General features: G+C 43.6%; 14 protein-coding genes and 1 pseudogene. 8 read left to right on the forward strand and 7 right to left on the reverse strand.

Going from position 1 to position 19,701, the window contains the following annotated elements:
• Nucleotides 1–26: 26 nt before the first annotated feature.
• The 3 genes from MS_RS09405 (at nucleotide 27) to MS_RS09415 (ending at nucleotide 1,336) form a co-directional block, all read left to right on the forward strand.
• Nucleotides 27–293, forward strand: coding sequence for a YihD family protein (locus MS_RS09405; protein WP_011201213.1), 267 nt, complete (start codon nucleotides 27–29; stop codon nucleotides 291–293).
• A gap of 28 nt (nucleotides 294–321) precedes the next feature.
• The gene (gene dsbA, locus MS_RS09410; protein WP_041640055.1) at nucleotides 322–936 is read left to right on the forward strand and encodes a thiol:disulfide interchange protein DsbA; all 615 of its coding nucleotides are present in this window, start codon (nucleotides 322–324) and stop codon (nucleotides 934–936) included.
• Between the two features lie 70 nt (nucleotides 937–1,006).
• Complete coding sequence (locus MS_RS09415) at nucleotides 1,007–1,336, forward strand: DUF413 domain-containing protein (protein ID WP_011201215.1); 330 nt, start codon at nucleotides 1,007–1,009, stop codon at nucleotides 1,334–1,336.
• A 74-nt stretch (nucleotides 1,337–1,410) separates the two neighbouring features.
• Here the strand turns inward: MS_RS09415 and MS_RS09420 are convergent, their stop codons facing one another.
• The 6 genes and pseudogenes from MS_RS09420 to malK all read right to left on the reverse strand — a co-directional run bounded on the left by MS_RS09420 (nucleotide 1,411) and on the right by malK (nucleotide 7,983).
• Nucleotides 1,411–1,698, reverse strand: a complete 288-nt coding sequence (locus MS_RS09420; RefSeq protein WP_011201217.1) for a putative quinol monooxygenase — start codon at nucleotides 1,696–1,698, stop codon at nucleotides 1,411–1,413.
• A 79-nt stretch (nucleotides 1,699–1,777) separates the two neighbouring features.
• Nucleotides 1,778–3,493: a proline--tRNA ligase gene (gene proS, locus MS_RS09425; RefSeq protein ID WP_011201218.1), complete on the reverse strand. Its 1,716-nt coding sequence runs from the start codon at nucleotides 3,491–3,493 to the stop codon at nucleotides 1,778–1,780.
• A gap of 112 nt (nucleotides 3,494–3,605) precedes the next feature.
• The gene (gene pdxH, locus MS_RS09430; RefSeq protein WP_041640254.1) at nucleotides 3,606–4,238 is read right to left on the reverse strand and encodes a pyridoxamine 5'-phosphate oxidase; all 633 of its coding nucleotides are present in this window, start codon (nucleotides 4,236–4,238) and stop codon (nucleotides 3,606–3,608) included.
• A 152-nt stretch (nucleotides 4,239–4,390) separates the two neighbouring features.
• A pseudogene (malM, locus tag MS_RS09435) lies at nucleotides 4,391–5,291 on the reverse strand (maltose operon protein MalM).
• A gap of 182 nt (nucleotides 5,292–5,473) precedes the next feature.
• Nucleotides 5,474–6,760 (reverse strand): maltoporin, encoded by a 1,287-nt coding sequence (locus tag MS_RS09440; RefSeq protein WP_011201221.1) that lies wholly within the window; start codon nucleotides 6,758–6,760, stop codon nucleotides 5,474–5,476.
• Between the two features lie 104 nt (nucleotides 6,761–6,864).
• A complete protein-coding gene (gene malK, locus MS_RS09445; protein WP_011201222.1) occupies nucleotides 6,865–7,983 on the reverse strand; it encodes a maltose/maltodextrin ABC transporter ATP-binding protein MalK in 1,119 nt (372 codons plus the stop codon).
• 361 nt (nucleotides 7,984–8,344) lie between these two features.
• On the opposite strand from malK, the gene malE reads away from it, so the two are divergent.
• From malE to MS_RS09465, 4 genes are all read left to right on the forward strand, one after another.
• On the forward strand, nucleotides 8,345–9,535 hold the full coding sequence (gene malE, locus MS_RS09450) for a maltose/maltodextrin ABC transporter substrate-binding protein MalE (RefSeq protein WP_011201223.1): 1,191 nt from the start codon (nucleotides 8,345–8,347) through the stop codon (nucleotides 9,533–9,535).
• Between the two features lie 81 nt (nucleotides 9,536–9,616).
• Nucleotides 9,617–11,152: a maltose ABC transporter permease MalF gene (gene malF / locus MS_RS09455; RefSeq protein WP_011201224.1), complete on the forward strand. Its 1,536-nt coding sequence runs from the start codon at nucleotides 9,617–9,619 to the stop codon at nucleotides 11,150–11,152.
• A 55-nt stretch (nucleotides 11,153–11,207) separates the two neighbouring features.
• A complete protein-coding gene (gene malG, locus MS_RS09460; protein ID WP_011201225.1) occupies nucleotides 11,208–12,098 on the forward strand; it encodes a maltose ABC transporter permease MalG in 891 nt (296 codons plus the stop codon).
• 207 nt (nucleotides 12,099–12,305) lie between these two features.
• A complete protein-coding gene (locus MS_RS09465) occupies nucleotides 12,306–14,363 on the forward strand; it encodes an alpha-amylase (protein WP_011201226.1) in 2,058 nt (685 codons plus the stop codon).
• Between the two features lie 64 nt (nucleotides 14,364–14,427).
• Here the strand turns inward: MS_RS09465 and malT are convergent, their stop codons facing one another.
• The gene (gene malT / locus MS_RS09470; RefSeq protein ID WP_011201227.1) at nucleotides 14,428–17,154 is read right to left on the reverse strand and encodes an HTH-type transcriptional regulator MalT; all 2,727 of its coding nucleotides are present in this window, start codon (nucleotides 17,152–17,154) and stop codon (nucleotides 14,428–14,430) included.
• Nucleotides 17,155–17,322: 168 nt separating this feature from the next.
• Here malT and glgP point away from each other — a divergent pair, with 168 nt between their 5' ends.
• Complete coding sequence (glgP, locus tag MS_RS09475; RefSeq protein ID WP_011201228.1) at nucleotides 17,323–19,692, forward strand: glycogen/starch/alpha-glucan family phosphorylase; 2,370 nt, start codon at nucleotides 17,323–17,325, stop codon at nucleotides 19,690–19,692.
• The last annotated feature ends 9 nt before the right edge of the window (nucleotides 19,693–19,701 follow it).

Genomic DNA, 19,701 nt, shown 5'->3' on the forward strand with positions numbered 1-19,701 from the left:
TTTATTAGGATAATAAGGAAAACTTTATGAAATGTCATCGTCTTAATGAAGTCTTAGAGCTTCTTCAGCCTTACTGGTCGAAAGATTCGGATTTAAATTTAATTCAGATTCTGCAAAAAATCGCCGACGAAGCGGGCTTTGAAAAACCGCTGGCGGAATTATCCGACGAAGTGATTATTTATCATCTGAAAATGCACGGCACGGACAAACTGGAACCGATTCCGGGCATTAAAAAAGATTATGAAGAAGACTTTAAAACCGCCATTTTAAAAGCGCGTGGCATTATCAAATAATTTTCGTTTTATTTTAAGGATTTATCGTATGAAAAAATTGTTTCTGGCTTGTTTTGCAGCCTTAGCCACCGTGACTTTCCAAGTGCAGGCGGCGGATTTAACCGAAGGCAAACAATATGAAGTATTGGCATTAGAACATTCCGCACAACCTGAAGTGGTTGAATTTTTCTCCTTCTACTGCCCGCATTGTTATTCCTTTGAAATGCAATACAAAATTCCGGAAAAAATCAAGCAAGCCATTCCTGCAAATGCCTCATTCAAACAATATCATGTTAATTTCTTAGGCAGCCAGGGTGAAAACCTAACCAGAGCCTGGGCGTTAGCCATGGCAATCGGCGCTGAAGATAAAATAAGAGCGCCATTATTCAAAGCCGCTCAAGCTAATAGTCTTCGTTCTATGGACGACATTCGCCAAATTTTCATTGATAACGGCGTTACCGCAGAACAATTCGACGGCAGCATTAACAGTTTCGCAGTGACTGCGTTAGTCAATAAACAAACTAATCTTGCCGAACAATTTAAAGTCCGCGGCGTACCGGATTTTTATGTGAATAATAAATTCCATATCAATATGGAAGGATTATCCCATGATAATTTCGTACAAGACTATGTTGACACGGTAAATGAATTATTAAGCAAATAATTATTTGCAAAAAGGCAAAAAAGTGGTTTAATGCCTGCCACTTTTTTAAAGTACAGACAGAGAGGATATTATGGCTGAAAGTTTTAGCGTTGAACGTCGTTTCTTCGACGACAAAAATTACCCACGAGGTTTTGCACGTCACGGTGACTACACAATTAAAGAATCGCAAGCTCTTGAACAATACGGTCAAGCGTTTAAAGCATTAGATTCCGGTGAACGTGCGCCTGTAACCGATGAGGAAGAATTATTTGTTTCTTTCTGCCGTGGTGAACGCCCTGCCGCAACATTTTTCGAAAAAACCTGGAACAAATACCGTTCCCGTATCTCTGCCACTAAACGCGTTTACACATTATCAGGTGTTGTAGGCGACGGCTTGGACGAATTCAACGCAAACGACTAATTTTAAGTTGAATACCAAAACAAAAGGCTTGAATATTGTTCAAGCCTTTTTCTTCATAAAAATTTACCGCACTTTTAAGCAAGATAATCCACCACATTAATTTCTAATTCGGCAGATAAAATATCCGCAAATTTTGCACCGGCTTCAATAAAATGCGGCTGTTGCGTATGAAGTTTCAAATCTTCCATAGACTGCCATTGTTCAATAAAGGTATAAGTATTTTCTTTGCCCTGAACCGAACCGCAGGCATAAGATATACAGCCCTGATCCCCGCGGGATTTCGCCACTAATTCTTTAACCACATCTTCAAATGCGGTAATTTTATCCGCTTTCACTTTTGCTATTGCATAAACTGCGATCATAATTTACTCCTTATTGATTTAACTAAAAGTGCGGTCAAAAATTTGCAAAATTTTCACCGCACTTTTATGCCGGGATACATTAAACGTTTACGTTCGCTTTTAAAAAATCCAGCAATTGATCTTTGGCAATCATCTGTTTTTCACTCGTGCGGCGGTTTTTATATTCGATTTCGCCGTTCTCCAGATTTTTCTCGCCGATAATCACCATGTGCGGCACACCGATTAATTCCATATCCGCAAACATCACGCCCGGGCGTTCTTTGCGATCATCAAAAATAACTTCTACGCCTTGGGCAAGCAAGGTTTGATAAAGCTCTTCCGCATAAGCCTGAACGCTTTCCGATTTGTGCATATTCATCGGCACAATCGCCACGGTAAACGGCGCAATGGCATCACTTGGCCAAATAATACCGCGCTCGTCATGATGTTGTTCAATCGCCGACGCCACCACGCGGGTTACCCCGATACCGTAACAACCCATAGTCATCACCAGCGGTTTGCCGTCTTCGCCTTGTACAGTGGCATTCATCGCTTCCGAATATTTCTGACCTAATTGGAAAATATGCCCCACTTCAATACCGCGTTTAATTAGTAACGTGCCTTTGCCGTCCGGACTTGGATCGCCCTCAACCACATTGCGTAAATCCGCAATCTTAGGCAAAGCTACATCACGTTCCCAGTTGATGTTGAAATAATGCTTACCGTCAATATTCGCACCGGCGCCGAAATCGCTCATAAGCGCTACCGAACGGTCAATAATAACGGGAATATTCAGATTGACCGGGCCTAACGAGCCCACGCCCGCACCGATTTTTGCTTTAATGTCCGCTTCATCGGCAAATTCAAACGGGGACGCCACTTCCGGTAGTTTTTCCGCTTTGATTTCATTCAAATCGTGGTCGCCGCGAATGATTAACGCAACTAAAGGCTGCTCTTCCGTTGCGCCTTTAACGATTAAGGTTTTCACCGTTTTTTCAATCGGTAAATTAAATTGCTCCACTAACTCCGCAATGGTTTTCGCATTCGGCGTATCTACCAACTGCATTGCGGCGCCGGGCTGCGCGCGTTCGCCCACCGCAATGGCTTCGGCGAGTTCAATATTCGCCGCATAATCGGATTCCGTTGAGAACACCACATCATCTTCGCCGCTGGAAGCCAATACCTGAAATTCATGAGAAGCTGAACCGCCGATTGAACCGGTATCCGCCTGAACCGCACGGAAATCCAAACCTAAACGGGTAAAAATATTGCTATAAGTCTGATACATTACATCATAGGTTGCTTGCAAGGATTCTTTAGTGGTGTGGAAAGAATAGGCATCTTTCATAATAAATTCCCGCGAACGCATAACACCGAAACGAGGGCGCACCTCATCGCGGAACTTGGTTTGAATTTGGTATAAATTTAACGGCAGTTGTTTGTATGAACTCACTTCGCGGCGTACCAAATCCGTAATCACTTCTTCATGGGTCGGGCCTAATACGAAATCACGATTGCCGCGGTCGTTAAAACGCAATAATTCCAGGCCGTATTGCTCCCAGCGACCGGATTCCTGCCATAATTCCGCGGGTTGCACCACCGGCATTAATACTTCGATAGCACCGCTTTTGTTCATTTCTTCACGGATAATATTTTTGACTTTTTCTAATACGCGAATCCCGCTGGGCAACCAGTTATACAAACCTGAAGCCATCGGACGAATCATACCCGCACGTAACATTAATTGATGGCTCACCACTTGGGCGTCGTTCGGGGTTTCTTTGAGGGTTGAGAAAAGATATTTGCTTGTACGCATTATAATTGGATTCCTATTATTTTTTAAATTAAAAAATTGTCGGTAGTTTACCATTTACCGCGGGTTTGTAGAACGGGATTCTGGAAAATTTTGCGATTCCTATTTGTTATGTCTAAGGAGATAGACGTTCCCGGACCCATTCGCCCTTTTCTAAACGATAACGAATGCGATCATGCAAACGGCTTGGACGCCCCTGCCAAAACTCGATTAATTCGGGGATCACAATATAACCGCCCCAATGAGGCGGACGGGGAACCTGCAACGGATGTTTTGCCGCGATCAAGGCGGCTTTGGTCAGCAATGAATTTTTACCGGAAATAACCGCACTTTGTTCGCTTGCCCATGCACCGATTCGGCTTGTATAAGGCCGGCTGGCGAAATATTCGTCGGAAGCCTGCGGGGAAATCCGCTCTACTCGCCCTTCTACCCTGACCTGGCGCTGTAATTCCGCCCAAAACAAATTCACCGCGGCAAAGGGATTTACCGCCAAATCCCGCCCCTTATGGCTGTGATAATTGGTGAAAAAAACCAATCCCCGCTCATTAACTTCTTTTAACAAAACCACCCGGCTGCTTGGCTTGCCGTTTTCTCCGACTGTTGCCACATTCATTGCCGTAGGTTCGTTTACTTTCGCCTGAATGGCTTCATTTAACCATTTTTCCAGCTGCTTTAACGGGTCGTCATCGCATTGTTTTTCCGATAACGCCTGTTGGCTGTATTCATTACGAATATTGTGTAAGTCTATCAATTTATTATTCCTGTATTTGGGAGCTGTTTATCTTTTATAAACAGACTCTAATAATAATCGGATTTCAGTATAAAACTTAACAAGAAAAAAGCCACCGCAAAATAAACGGTGGCGAAGATAATACCAATATGAAAAAGACAATTAGAGGATCAATTAGAATTCACATTTTTTAAGAAAATTTGACGAGGTGATTTTAGTCCTAGTTTTTCCGCCTCGTTAACTAAATTCAGCGCTTTGTTTACGTCTTTCGCTTTCAGCGCTTTGGTTACCGCTTGATTGAAATAGGCTTCGGTATCTTTATCCACGACGGTAACTACGGCATTTGGATTTTGCGCGGCGGTTGCCGGCGAAGCCGCCGGTTTGCCTACCGGAGTGGAAGCCTTGTTAGAACTGAAAATTTCTGTCGGTAAGCCGATAAATTTAGTGCCGTTTGCACTTGATACATTAATTTGAACTTGCCCGTTTAGGCTGTGTGCCACTTCAATATCGTTAATCGCCGGCGGCTGTCTGCCTGTAGCTTTTGCATAAACTTTGGCCGGGTGCGGCATCATTGTGGTTTTAGCTAAATCCTGTTGGGTAGTGTAAATCAACAGGTAAATATAATCCTGATTCATAGCGGGGGTTAAATTAAGTTCCGCGCTTAAACGGTTGCCTTTTAACCCACCTTCTTCCTGTAATTTAAATGAGGAGGAAGGATAAGTCGCCGCTACATTAAAGTTACCGTCCAATACTACTGCGGTCGGTACGAATAAGGTTTGATCTATAACCGGGCTTTCAATTTCAATTTCCAATGTGCCTTGATTGGCAGGAATACGGTAAGCCGCCACCGGGCTTGCAATACCGGCAAATTGTGCGGTAAACGCCTGTTTTTGTTGTTCCGTTAAGGTTGTTTTGACGGTTTGAGAAAACGGCACGTCTTGCCATTGAATTTGCGCTAATGCCCGTTGAGTTAATATGAACGGGCGTACCTGCCGAACTATTTGCGATACCGGGCAAAACAACAAACATATTAGCCAATAAAAGTGCGGTTGAAATTAGTGTTTTTTTCATATTAACCTCTAAAAAACGTCGAAAAATATTACAGTAAATCAAATATTTAAATCGTAACCGCAGGAGGTTAAGGAGGACGTCCCTGTCCACCAAAAAAACCTCAAAAAATGACCGCACTTTTATGTGCTTAAACGGTGGGCTGGCAAGCCCACCCTACGGTAACTATCCTCATTAAGCGGATTCTACCACCATGCTTCGAATTGTACGCCCGCCACAAATTCAGCATCTTTTGCTTTGTAACCGGCATTTGTACGGTCTGTAATGTTGAATTTGTCGTTCCAGTGGCCGTAAGTACCGAACACACGGATTGCAGGACGCGCCCAAATGCTGTCGCCCGCTTGCCATTGTTGTGCAAGCGTTACTTTGGCTAAATCATTTTTCTTGCCTGATGATTGTTCTTTAATACGGTCATAACCTACTTCAAGCAATGTACTCATAGTTTTATTCCATTTATACATTGGACGGATACCTGCGGAATACCAGGTTTTACCTTGGTTATTGTCTAAATCTGTTTTTTCGTAGATTAGGGCATACATCATTTCAACTTTCGGGCTGAATTGAACCACACCATGGTCAATCAAACGAAGCATATCACCGTTGTTATTAACAGAACCGCCTTGTGAATGACCGGTATTCCACGAAGTCATAGAATCGGTTGCATATTGTGCAACAAATTTATTAAAACCACCAAAGAATTCACCTTGCGTATGTTCAAGAGTTATCATATAACCGTTTTTACTTGCGCCCGGTTCCAGATGATAGCCGTTTTTCGTATGCGCATTACCGTAATCAAAACCGATTTCCAGTTTACCGTTAGGATTTACGTTCAGTTCCGCTAAACGAATATCAAATACATCGTTGTAAACGTCCGCTTTACGATCTTCATATCTATACTGAATCTGACCGTTATTATCGATGTAATAAACTTTGTCCTGACCGTAAGTCGCAGTACCGCCGCCTTCCGTATTACGGGTCACCGCTAAAGATAATTTACCGAAACCTAAATCAATATTTTCAACCCCTGCACCAGGACCTGAAATATCCCAGTAGTAGAAGTCGTTCATATGCACGTCATGACGTTGGTAGAAGCGTTTACCCGCCCATAATGTTGCGCCAGGTAATAAATCTTCGGCGAAGTTTTTGAACTGAACGTTAATTTCGCGGAATGCAGGGTCTGTTGCTTCCCAGTCAACCTGTTGGTCAATAGAATAAGCAATATTAGAATCTAAATAGATTGATTTATTGCCGTCTTTAAATAATTCCTGACCTAATTTGAATTCGGCATAAGTCTCCGTTTCGTTACCTAAACGGTATTTAGAACCGCCGCCATTCACTTTAAGTGCCGTTTGTTCACCGCCGCCGGATGTCCAACCGATACCGGAACGGGCATAACCGTGGAAATCTACCGCCGCCGCACTTGTTGCAAACATCGCACCGCCGATTGCAACTGCTAGAAGTGTTTTTTTCATAATAAGACCTCTCTTATATTTTAGTCTAACTTAGGTTAATTATTAATTGATCGGGCGATACAACCTTGCCCTAAAATCAGTAAATAAAAATGAATAGATTGCGTTTATACGCCTTTTTCCGCAAATAAACGTTGGCAGGCTGTGCCGTCTTCTTTAAACAGATGACAACGCTCCGGCACAATACCGATGTTCATTTCATCGCCTTCATTAACTAGTATCACGTCGTTTTGGCGATAAATTAAAGACGGTTGTTTAATTTCCGGAATTTCTAAATGAATCTGGGTTTCGTTACCTAACAATTCCACTACTTGCACAATGCCCCTTAAACTAACTTGCGCTTGTTCTGCCGGTACTAAATGCTCGGGGCGAATACCCAAAGATAAATTTTCCCCTATATTTACCCCTTCGCCGGAAACAGGAATCCAGAAGTTGTGATGATTTGCATCCGGCAATTCAATTTTGACTTGGTTCTCTTCCACTGCAGTGACTTTCACCGGCAGAAAATTCATTTTCGGAGAACCGATAAATCCGGCTACAAAACGATTTGCCGGATAATGATAAAGCTCTAAAGGTTTGCCTACCTGAGCAACACCGCCTGCGTTTAACACCACAATTTTATCAGCGAGAGTCATCGCTTCCACTTGGTCGTGAGTTACATAGATCATGGTGCGGTTTAATTTTTTATGTAATTTAGAAATTTCTACCCGCATTTGTACGCGCAATGCGGCATCAAGATTAGAGAGCGGTTCGTCCAATAAGAATACTTCGGGCTGGGAGACAAGGGTGCGGCCTATCGCCACACGCTGGCGTTGACCGCCGGAAAGCGCTTTCGGTTTGCGATCCAGTAAATGGGCAAGTTGCAGGATTTCCGCTACCTGGTTGACCCGTTGATCCCGCTCGTTTTTTTTCACGCCCGCCAATTTCAAACCGAAAGACATATTGTCCGCTACGTCCAAATGGGGGTAAAGCGCGTAAGATTGGAACACCATACCGATACCGCGTTTGGAAGGCTCGACGTCATTCATTAATTTCTCGCCAATATACAGTTCGCCTGTGGTAATATCTTCGAGACCTGCAATCATACGCAATAGGGTTGATTTTCCACAGCCTGACGGACCGACGAAAACAACAAATTCGCCTTCATTAATTTCTAAATTAATATCTTTAGAAATATGAACGTCGCCATAAGATTTACCCACGTTGCGTAACGATACATTCGCCATAATTAAAACCTCTTATTTTGCTTGTGGTCTGATTTTGGGCTAAATAGTCGCCTTTTTACTTAAAGAAGAAATCATCCCAAAGCGATTTTTTTAAGGATTAGAACAAAAATGTTCTCATTCGCTCAAAAAAGACACAATTCAGGAAAATAAAATGAATTTTGTGATCCAGATCGGTTTTTCATGTCAATTTTTTGTGAGAATGATCACAAAAACGACAAAAGTGTTAGTTAGATCATACTTTTAATTAGGGGGGCGTAGGACAGAGGGTGATCTCAAATAGAAATAATTGCCCATAATTTGCCATAACTCAGAGAAATGAATTTCCTCTCATTTCTGTTCTTTCACCTCAAGGAGCTTATTTATGAAAAATAAATGCGTCAAACTCACTTTAACCGCGATTGCCGGTTTAGTTCTTTCCACTTCCGTCATGGCTAAAATGACGGAAGGTAAACTTGTTATCTGGATTAACGGCGATAAAGGCTATAACGGTCTTGCGGAAGTCGGTAAAAAATTCGAAAAAGATACGGGTGTACAGGTGTTAGTGGAACATCCGGACAGATTAGAAGAAAAATTCGCACAGGTCGCTTCAACCGGTGACGGCCCGGATATTATGTTTTGGGCGCACGACCGTTTTGGCGGTTATGCACAAGCCGGTTTATTGTCGGAAGTCAGCGTGAGCAAAGAATTTAAAGATAAATTCGTTGATTTCGCTTGGGATGCGGAAACCTACAACGGCAAAATTATCGGTTATCCGGTTGCTATTGAAGCTATTTCTTTAATTTATAACAAAGACTTAGTAAAAGAAGCGCCAAAATCCTGGGAAGAAATTCTTGAGTTAGACAAAAAGCTCAAAAAAGAAGGCAAAAACGCCATTATGTGGAATCTTTCCGAACCTTATTTCACTTGGCCGGTGGCCGCATCTAACGGTGCTTACGCCTTCAAATACAAGGACGGCAAATATGACGTAAAAGACATCGGTGTGAACAACGAGGGCGCGGTGAAAGCCTTACAATTTGTGGTTGATATGGTGAAAAACAAAAATATCAGCGCGGATATGGACTATGCCGTGGCGGAAGCTTCTTTTAATAAAGGTCAAACCGCATTAACCATTAACGGTCCTTGGTCTTGGGGCAATATCGATAAAAGCGGCGTAAAATACGGCGTAGCGGTATTACCTACTTTAAACGGTCAGGCGTCTAAACCGTTCGTGGGCGTATTAAGCGCCGGTGTGAACAGTGCAAGCCCGAACAAGGATTTGGCGAAAGAATTCCTGGAAAACTATTTGTTAACCGATGAAGGTTTGGATACGGTAAATAAAGATAAACCTTTAGGTGCGGTAGCGTTAAAATCTTATCAGGAAAAACTGGCGGCGGATCCGCGTATTGCGGCGACCATGGAAAATGCGAAAAACGGTGAAATCATGCCGAATATTCCGCAGATGACTTCTTTCTGGTATGCGGAAAAATCCGCAATCAACAATGCGGTAACCGGTCGTCAAACAGTGAAAGCGGCGTTAGATGATGCGCACGCCCGTATTCAAAAACAACAATAGTTTTCTTAATTTGAGTGGGCTAATCCGCCCACTCCGTTTTCAAATTCACCCCAAAGTGCGGTCAAAATTCGAGGTGTTTTTATGTCCACTCTAACTCAACCCAAATCCACCCATTGGTTTAAATATCTGATAGCGGGCATTGTGCTGTTATTTGATTTTTACCTGGTCGGATTAATGTATTTGCAAGGCGAATATTTGTTTGCCATTTTAACCCTCGTAATCCTGACTTCGGGCGTTTATGTATTTACCAACAAAAATGCTTACGCATGGCGTTATGTTTATCCCGGTATTATGGGGATGACCATTTTTATTTTGTTCCCCTTAGTGGCGACCATAGCTATCGCCTTTACCAATTACAGCGGCTCGAATCAATTGTCTTTTGAACGTGCGCTTTCCGTACTTACCGAGCAACGCTATTTTGCCGGCGATAAATACAATTTTAAGCTTTATCCGCAGGCGGATAATCAATACAAAATCGTGTTAACCAATCCCGCTACGGCGCAAACCTTCGTGTCCGAAAGTATTGCCTTAAAGGCGGCGGATGTGCCGGTTAGCGAACAAGCCGAGCCGACAGGCGAGATTGCACCGCTTAGAATTATTACCCAAAATCGCAGTGCCCTTCAGGCAATGAAAGTGATTTTACCGAATGACAATGAATTGACCATGAGTTCATTGCGCCAGTTTTCCGAACAAAAAGCCCGTTATCAATTCGATAAAGAAAATAACATTTTACGCAATAACGAAAACGGCAAATTATATAAAGCCAATGATGAAACCGGCTTCTTTCAGGCGGTAAACGAAAGCGGCGACTGGTTAAGCGAAACCCTTGAACCCGGTTATACGGTGGGTTCCGGTTTTCATAATTTTGTTAAAATTTTCACCGATAAAGGTATTCAAAAACCTTTTGTACAAATCTTTATTTGGACGGTGATGTTCTCCCTATTAACCGTGGTATTCACCGTTATTCTCGGTATGGTACTGGCTTGTTTAGTGCAATGGGAAGCCCTGAAAGGCAAAGCGATTTATCGTTTATTGTTGATTTTACCTTATGCGGTACCGTCTTTTATTTCCATCTTGATTTTCAAAGGGTTGTTTAACCAAAGTTTCGGCGAAATCAATATGATTCTGAACCAATTATTCGGTATCAGCCCCGAATGGTTTAATGATCCCTTCCTTGCCAAGGCGATGATTCTTATTGTTAACACCTGGCTCGGTTATCCTTATATGATGATTTTATGTATGGGTTTATTAAAAGCGATTCCGTCGGATTTATACGAAGCCTCAGCAATGGACGGCGCCTCTACCTGGCAAAATTTCAGCAAAATCACCTTCCCGTTGCTGCTAAAACCGTTAACTCCGTTGATGATTGCCTCTTTTGCATTCAACTTTAATAACTTCGTTCTGATTCAGTTGTTAACCAACGGTCGCCCGGACATGATCGGCACCACCACCCCGGCGGGTTACACGGATTTGCTGGTAAGTTACACCTACCGCATCGCATTCGAAGGCAGCGGCACTCAGGATTTCGGTCTGGCGGCGGCCATTGCGACCATTATCTTCCTGTTGGTGGGCGGTTTGGCGTTATTGAATATTAAAGCGACCAAAATGGAATTATAAAAATGTTTCGGGTTAAGGGATTGCCCTTAACCCCCAGTTGATTTAAGGAGTATATATGGCGATTGTTCAATCTAAATCAGTGCGTTATCGCGTATGGGCAACCCATTTAATTTTAATTAGCTTTCTTGCCTTGATTATTTTTCCGTTATTAATGGTAATCGGTATTTCTTTACGTCCGGGCAACCTTGCTATCGGCGATATTATCCCAAGCCAAATTTCCTGGGAACACTGGCAGGCGGCATTAGGCTTTGAAGTGACTCACGCGGACGGCACGGTAACCCCGCCGCCATTCCCGGTATTACGTTGGTTATGGAATTCCATTAAAGTGGCGACCATTACCTCTATCGGCATTGTGACCTTATCCACAACCTGTGCGTATGCTTTCGCCCGTATGAAATTCAAAGGTAAAAAGACCATTTTACAGGGCATGTTAATATTCCAAATGTTCCCGGCGGTGCTTTCCTTAGTGGCGTTGTACGCCTTATTTGACCGTTTAGGACAATACGTTCCTTTCCTCGGTTTAAATACCCACGGCGGCGTGATCTTTGCTTATTTAGGCGGTATAGCGCTACATGTTTGGACAATCAAAGGTTATTTCGAAACCATTGACGGTTCTTTAGAAGAAGCGGCGGCACTGGACGGCGCCACACCATGGCAAGCCTTCCGCCTGATTTTATTACCGCTTTCCGTACCGATTTTAGCGGTGGTATTTATTCTTTCCTTTATTGCGGCGATTACTGAAGTACCGGTGGCGTCACTGTTATTGCGCGATGTGAACAGCTACACTCTGGCGGTGGGAATGCAACAATACTTATATCCGCAAAACTACTTATGGGGCGATTTTGCCGCTGCCGCTGTGCTATCGGCCATCCCGATTACATTAGTGTTCTTACTGGCGCAACGCTGGTTAATCGGCGGATTAACCGCAGGTGGGGTAAAAGGTTAAATTTGCTTGTAATCCCCTCTTTAACAAAGAGGGGATCAGAATATTAAATCCGGCACGGCTAATAATCAGGCCTTTTAACGATAGCCTCTACCCCATGCCCAATCAACAAGTACAAGCTAAAGCCTGCGCTATCGCAGAGACAGCAAAAGTGCGGTCACAAATCAAGGTTTTTTAAACCGGAAAACATTCTTTACAAATCAGGTTACTATGAAAAAATCGTTACTCTATCTTTGTTTGTTCACCTCTTCCGCCGCTTTCGCGCAAGGCTGGCAACATACGCATTTTCAGCATTTCAACGACAACGCCGAAAGCAATTTATTTCAATCGCAAACGCCGTTGGGAAAAGGTAATTATCCCTTAACTTTCACCCTTGATAACCAATGTTATCAGCCTCAAAGTGCGGTGAAATTAAATCAAACGGTTTCGCTGATTCCTTGTTCCGGCGAAGCACCGCAGCTTCGTTTATTCCGGCAGGGCAATTATATTGCCCAAATCGATATGCGCAGCGGTACGCCGACCCTGAGAATCAGCGTGGAACAGCGGGCGGAAAACGATAATAATACGGTAAAAAGCTGTCCGGTTTGGAATAAGCAACCCATTGAAATCGACGTATCTTCAACTTTTACCGAGGGTGAATCGGTGCGGGATTTTTATTCGGGGCAAACGGCTAAAGTGAAAAACGGCAAAGTAACCATGATGCCCGCAGAAAATGCCGGCGGATTAATTCTGTTGGAGAAAAGTGCGGATAAAAAAACGGAAGTTTTTGACTGGAAAAACGCTACCGTTTATTTTGTCCTTACCGACCGCTTCCACAACGGAAATCCCGCCAACGATAACAGTTACGGACGGCATAAAGACGGCATGCAGGAAATCGGCACCTTTCACGGCGGTGATTTGCAGGGCTTAACGGCAAAACTGGATTATTTGCAACAATTAGGGGTAAACGTGTTATGGATCAGCTCGCCGCTGGAACAAATGCACGGTTGGGTCGGCGGCGGCAATAAGGGCGATTTTCCTCATTACGGCTACCATGGCTACTATCATCTTGATTGGACAAAACTGGATGCTAACATGGGAACGGAGGCGGATCTGAAAAATCTGATGCGGCAAGCTCACCGGCGCGGTATCCGGGTGTTGTTTGACGTCGTGATGAACCACACCGGCTATGCCACTCTTGCCGATATGCAGGAATTTAACTTCGGCGATTTTTATCTCAAACCGGAAGAAATGGCCGCTACCCTTGGCAAAAAATGGACAACCTGGCAACCCCAAAAAGGACAAAACTGGCACAGTTTTAACGACTTCATCAAATTCGGCGATAGCAAAGCCTGGCAAAACTGGTGGGGAAAAGATTGGGTGCGGGCTGACATCGGCGATTACGACAGCCCTAAATTCGACGATTTAAAAATGTCGCTTTCCGCCTTACCGGATTTAAAAACGGAAAGCGAAAGTGCGGTCAAATTACCGCGATTTTTTCAACATAAAAACACCAATGCAAAAGAATTGGCAAATGCCAAAGTGCGCGATTATTTAATCACATGGTTAACGGATTGGGTGCGCCGATACGGCGTTGACGGTTTCCGCGTGGACACGGCAAAACATGTGGAAAAACCTACCTGGCTTGCGTTGAAACAGGCTTCGCAGCAAGCCTTAAAAGAATGGCAACAAAAAAATCCGCAAGAAAGTTTCGGCGACGATTTCTGGATGACGGGCGAAGCCTGGGGCCACGGCGTATTCAAAAGCGATTATTATCAGAACGGTTTTGACGCTATGATTAATTTTGATTTTCAGGATCAGGCAAAAAATGCATTGGACTGTTTTGCCCGGATTGACCCCGTATATCAGGACATGAGCAATAAACTGAAAGATTTCAATGTGTTGAGTTATTTATCTTCCCACGACACCCGATTATTTTTCCATTCCGACAGCGAACGCAATGCGGTAAAACAAAAAACCGCGGCTAACCTGCTCCTTCTTTCTTCGGGGGCGGTGCAGATTTATTACGGGGATGAAAGCGGGCGTGAGTTCGGTGCCACCGGCTCCGATCCGGTACAGGGCACTCGTTCGGATATGAACTGGAAGGAGTTGCAAAATGATCAAAGTAAACAGGCGTTGCATCAGCACTGGCAAAAATTGGCGCAATTCCGCCAACGTCACCGGGCTGTCGGAGCCGGCGTTCATCAAACCCTAAAATCGGAAGGATACTTTGCTTTCAGCCGAACTCTTGGCGAAGATAAAGTGATGGTGGTTTGGGCCGGGAATTAGATAAATCAGAAAAAGTGCGGTCGAAATTTTGAAAGTTTTTCGCCGCACTTTGATTTTAGTGTTCTTAATTATATCCCATCAATGCCAGTAATTCTTTGGTGTAACTGATAGCTTCGTTGCGGTTGGTTACGCCGATTTTTTGATAAAGATTGCGGATGTGGGTTTTGATGGTCGTGGCCGCCACCTGCAATTCATCGGAGATTTGCTCATTGCTGTAACCGGAATAAATCAGCCCCAATACCTGCCATTCCCGTTGAGTCAGCGGACTGATTTTCAAAAGCTCGGGAACTTTCGGATTTTTCAATAACTGGCTGACAAAAGTTTCGTCAAAGTGGGCGAATTTATGCCGGTAGAATTGGTTAATATTGCGCAAAATAAACTGCGCTTTATGTAAAACCAGTTCGTCCAGTACATTTAATTGCAATAAATTACGGATTTGTTGCGCCATCACATCGCCTTCAACCACAAAAGCGCTGATAAAATTGGTTTGTCGCGTCAGTTTCAGAGCGGCGATGAGATCCTGTTGCGCCAGCTCTTTCGCACCTTGCAGAAAATAAAGACGATTACGCACAATTAAGGCACGGTTCAAATCGCTGGTGAGTGAAAATTTCTCGGCGGTTTCAATTAAATTATCCAAAATTTCCTGCGCTTTATCATACTGCCCCAACAAAATTCTTGCCCGCGCGATATTACGCCATTGAATTTGAGTGAAATGATTTTTGTCGGAAATCGGCGCGGGATTCTGAATTAACCAATTGCGTGCGGCGGCGACGTCATTAGTCATTTGCCAATAGAACATCCGCACTTGATCCGCGCTTGCCGTCCAGTCATGATGATAAGCATGAGAACGTTCCAACTGTTCGACTTCGTTCAACAAACGCGAGGTATTATCTAAATTACCCCGCACTAAAGAAATTTTAGTTAATAGTGCCAGGCATTGCAGTTTATCCTCAAATTTTTGCAATGCGTTCATGCCGGCAACCGCCATGGATTCCGCTTTATCAAGATTGTACCATTCCCACAGAATTTTACCTTTCAATCGCAAAAGAAACTCATACATCGGCACTTTTTGCAGATGATTTTCTTTTACGAATTCACTGGCTTTATCCAACATATCATAAGCGGCTTGAGAGAAACCTTGAGCAAGCAAAATTTCCGATTGCTGTAATAATGACCAGAGAATATTGTGATAAGTATGATGTTGGCGCGCCATGCGTTCGGCTTTTTGCAACATAGACAAGGCTTCGGCAAGATTGCCGTGGCAATGATGCGCCTCGCCGATAATGGATGTCGCGACAATATGAGCGTAATAGGCGTTTTCCGACAAATCTTTCAGAGCGTCGGAAGCTAACTGAAGCGCGGTATTTTCATCACCGGAATTAATGGCAACCTGCGCGCGCAATACGTTAAATTCCGCCTGCGCGGTTTTACTTAATTCCACTTTATTTTCATTCAGCGCCCGCGAAAACTCCGCTAAAATACCGCTCACTTCAACATGACGGTGCTGACTTTGCACCAACCAGGCTTTAAGCAGTACTAAATTCGTATGTTCCGTTAAATGGGCATAATCAAGGCTGTTTAAACTTTCTTCCAATAATTGCAATTCGCCTTGATGGAATACCGTCCATGCGTGTTCATCTAAGATTTCCAGCAATAAACAGGTATCCGATAACTGCATCGCATGATGCAGAGCTTCCGTTACATAACCCAGTTTCAGCCAGGCCTGCGCCGCGCGCCGGTGGAGTTGCGATAATTCGTCATACAATTCGTGCTGGCAACAGAAATTTAGGAACGAGGCAAATAACGGGTGAAACTTCCACCAGCTGTCATCCACGGTTTGCCACTTGCTGTTCGCCATTTGTTGTAAGAACAAGCCCTGTTTCTCAAGCGATTCCAGTTTTTTACGACTGTTCGGTTCGCCGGTTACCGCCTCAACCAAGGTTTCGTTCATGGAATGGAGTACGGAACAACGCAAAATAAATAAGCGCGTACTTTTATCCACTTTATTTAACACTTCGTCGGCCAAATATTCGTTAATATGGAAATTATTGGATTTCGCTAAGCGTTTGGCAATATCCTGTAACGGCACTTGCAGCGTTTGGGATTTATTTTTTGCAAATAAACTAATAAGTTGTAAAGCGGTCGGCCAGCCTTCCACTTCGTTACAAAGCTCGATAATATCCTGTTGTTTTAATTCGGAACCCAATCTCGCCTGGAAAAACGCCACGCTTTCCTGATGATCAAACATAAGCTGATTAATGTCGATTTCCAACAGTTGTTCCTGCACCCGTAAACTGGCGACACTTAAAGGGGGAACGGAACGAGAGATAAGGATGAGAGTCATATTGGCGGGTTGATGTCTAATCCAATATTTCAACGCTTCATGGATTTCGTCATTCTCGATCAAATGATAATCATCGATAACTAAATAAAAATGCTGAGGGAAACCGGAGGCTTTAATCAACAGTTGATTAAATAAGGCTAATAAGTTAGCCTTGCGGTTTTCCTCCAGCAGAACATCGACTTCTTCATTAATGGCCGAATGTAATGCCGCGCTGAAATAGACGGCAAAACGATCCGAATTATTATCCCCTTCATCCAGCCCGTACCAGCCTACGTTCTTTTTATCTTCTATCCATTGCGATACCAAGGTGGTTTTACCATAGCCCGCCGGTGCGTTAATCAACACTACAGGATAGAAAGCGGATTTATCCAATTCTTGAATCAGACGGGTACGTGGGACGCTGTTTTGTAAGCGAAAAGAGCAAACAAGTTTTGACGGTATTAACATAATAAATCTTAATTTTTTTCTTATCGCAAAACGAGGATGAACTCTCCTCCTTTTGCACTTTAACTACTTCCCGATAATCATACCAAATAAGATGATCACAGGGATGATTTGATTTTATCCGGATTCCACATAATAAACGGCAATTAATTTCTAATTCAGGAGTTTCCCATGACATTTCAATCTATCGTCGAAAAATACTGCCGTTACTTTGATGTGGCGGATCCGAAAAATTTAACCTTACAACAATGGTATCAAATTGTTGCCGAAGGATCACTCGAATTAGCTTGCAGCCAACCGTTCGCTAAGCCTGCGGAATCTCGCCATGTCAATTACCTTTCAATGGAATTTTTGATCGGGCGTTTAACCGGCAATAATTTGATGAATTTAGGTTATTACGAACAAATTCGTGACTATCTTAAACAATATCAGGTGGAATTAGTAGATGTTTTAGAACAAGAACGTGATCCCGCACTCGGAAACGGCGGTTTAGGGCGTCTTGCCGCTTGTTTTTTAGACTCTATGGCGGCCTTAGGGCAAAATGCCACGGGTTACGGCCTGCATTACCAATACGGTTTATTTAAACAAAGTTTTGCCGAGGGAATGCAAAAAGAAACACCGGATACCTGGGATCGCAATAACTATCCTTGGCATAGTTTCAACCCGTCTAAAACCCGTTATGTCGGTTTTGGCGGTAAAATCAAACATATTCAAGGGGATAATTACGAATGGTCGCCGAAACTGACCATTCAGGGCAAAGCCTTCGATTTACCGGTTGTAGGTTATCGAAATAATCTGATTCAGCCTTTACGTTTATGGCAGGCAGACAGCGATCAGTCTTTTGATTTTGACGCTTTCAACGAGGGTAAATTCCTCAAAGCCGATAAAACTATCGTCAATGCCGCTGCGCTGACTCAAGTACTTTATCCGAATGATAATCATAAAGCCGGACAAAAATTACGCTTAATGCAGCAATATTTCCATTGCGCTTGTTCCGTTGCCGATATTTTAGAACGCCATTTCGCCGAGGGTTATCAACTGGCGGATTTCGCCAAACGTCAGGTTATTCAGCTTAATGATACCCACCCGACGCTTGCCATTCCGGAATTAATGCGTCTGTTACTGGACGATTATCATCTCACCTGGGATCAAGCTTGGGACATTTGCACCAACACCTTTGCCTACACTAATCATACGTTATTGCCGGAAGCCCTCGAACAGTGGGATCAACGCTTATTCAAACAATTACTGCCGCGCCATTATCAAATCGTGGAAAAAATTAATGATATTTTCCATCAAAAAGTGCGGTCGGAATTCGGCGAGAATTCTCAAGTATGGGAAAAACTTGCGATTCTTTTCGATTACCGCGTACGCATGGCGAATCTTTGCGTGGTGACCTGCTTCCGGGTTAACGGTGTGGCACAGATTCACTCGGATTTATTGGTCACTGATTTATTCCCGGAATATCACAAATTATTCCCGGGCAAATTCTGCAATGTAACAAACGGTATTACGCCTCGCCGCTGGATTCGTCAGGCTAACCCGAAATTAAGCGATTTATTGGATCGCACCTTAAAACAGGATTGGGCCAAAGATCTGGAATTGCTGAGCGGCGTGGAAAAATACGTGGACGATGCCGGTTTCCGCGAAGAATATCAAGCTATTAAACGTCATAACAAAATCGTACTTGCCGATGAAATCAACCGTACTTTAGCTTTAAAGGTGAATCCGGACGCCATTTTTGACGTGCAAATTAAACGTTTCCACGAATATAAACGTCAACATTTAAACTTATTGAATATTATCGCCGATTATCAATCCTTAAAGGCCAATCCGAATCAGGATTACACGCCGCGCGTGTTCGTCTTCGCCGGTAAAGCGGCGCCGGGATATTATCTGGCGAAAAATATTATCCACGCTATTAATAATGTGGCGGAAATTATCAATAACGACAAACAAGTCAATGATCGCCTGCAGGTGGCGTTTTTACCGGATTACCGCGTAAGTCTGGCGGAAAAAATTATTCCTGCCGCCGACGTATCGGAACAAATCTCTATGGCGGGGAAAGAAGCGTCCGGCACGGGTAATATGAAACTTGCGCTTAACGGCGCATTAACCTTAGGTACTTTAGACGGCGCAAACGTAGAAATCGCCGAAATGGTGGGCGAAGAAAACGTCTTTATTTTCGGTCACACGGTAGAAAGCGTGCGGGAATTGTTAGCTAAAGGCTATCATCCGAAAGATTACTACAAAAAAGACAGCGTATTGAAAAATGCGGTGGATTTCTTAGCTCATGGTAAAGCGTCCAATGGCGACAAAGAGACCTTCAGATTAATGCTGGACAGTCTGCTTGAACGGGATCCGTTCCTGGTATTTGCCGACTTCGACAGTTATCGCCTGGCACAACAAAAAATCGGCAGTGCGTATTTAAACCGGGAAGCTTGGTTACGCAGCGCGATTTTAAATACCGCCCGTCTGGGCACTTTCAGCTCGGATCGCTCCATTCGTGATTATCAACAACATATTTGGTTGAAGAAATAATCACTTTTA

The organism is [Mannheimia] succiniciproducens MBEL55E (genome assembly GCF_000007745.1).
Taxonomy (GTDB): Bacteria; Pseudomonadota; Gammaproteobacteria; order Enterobacterales; family Pasteurellaceae; genus Basfia; species Basfia succiniciproducens.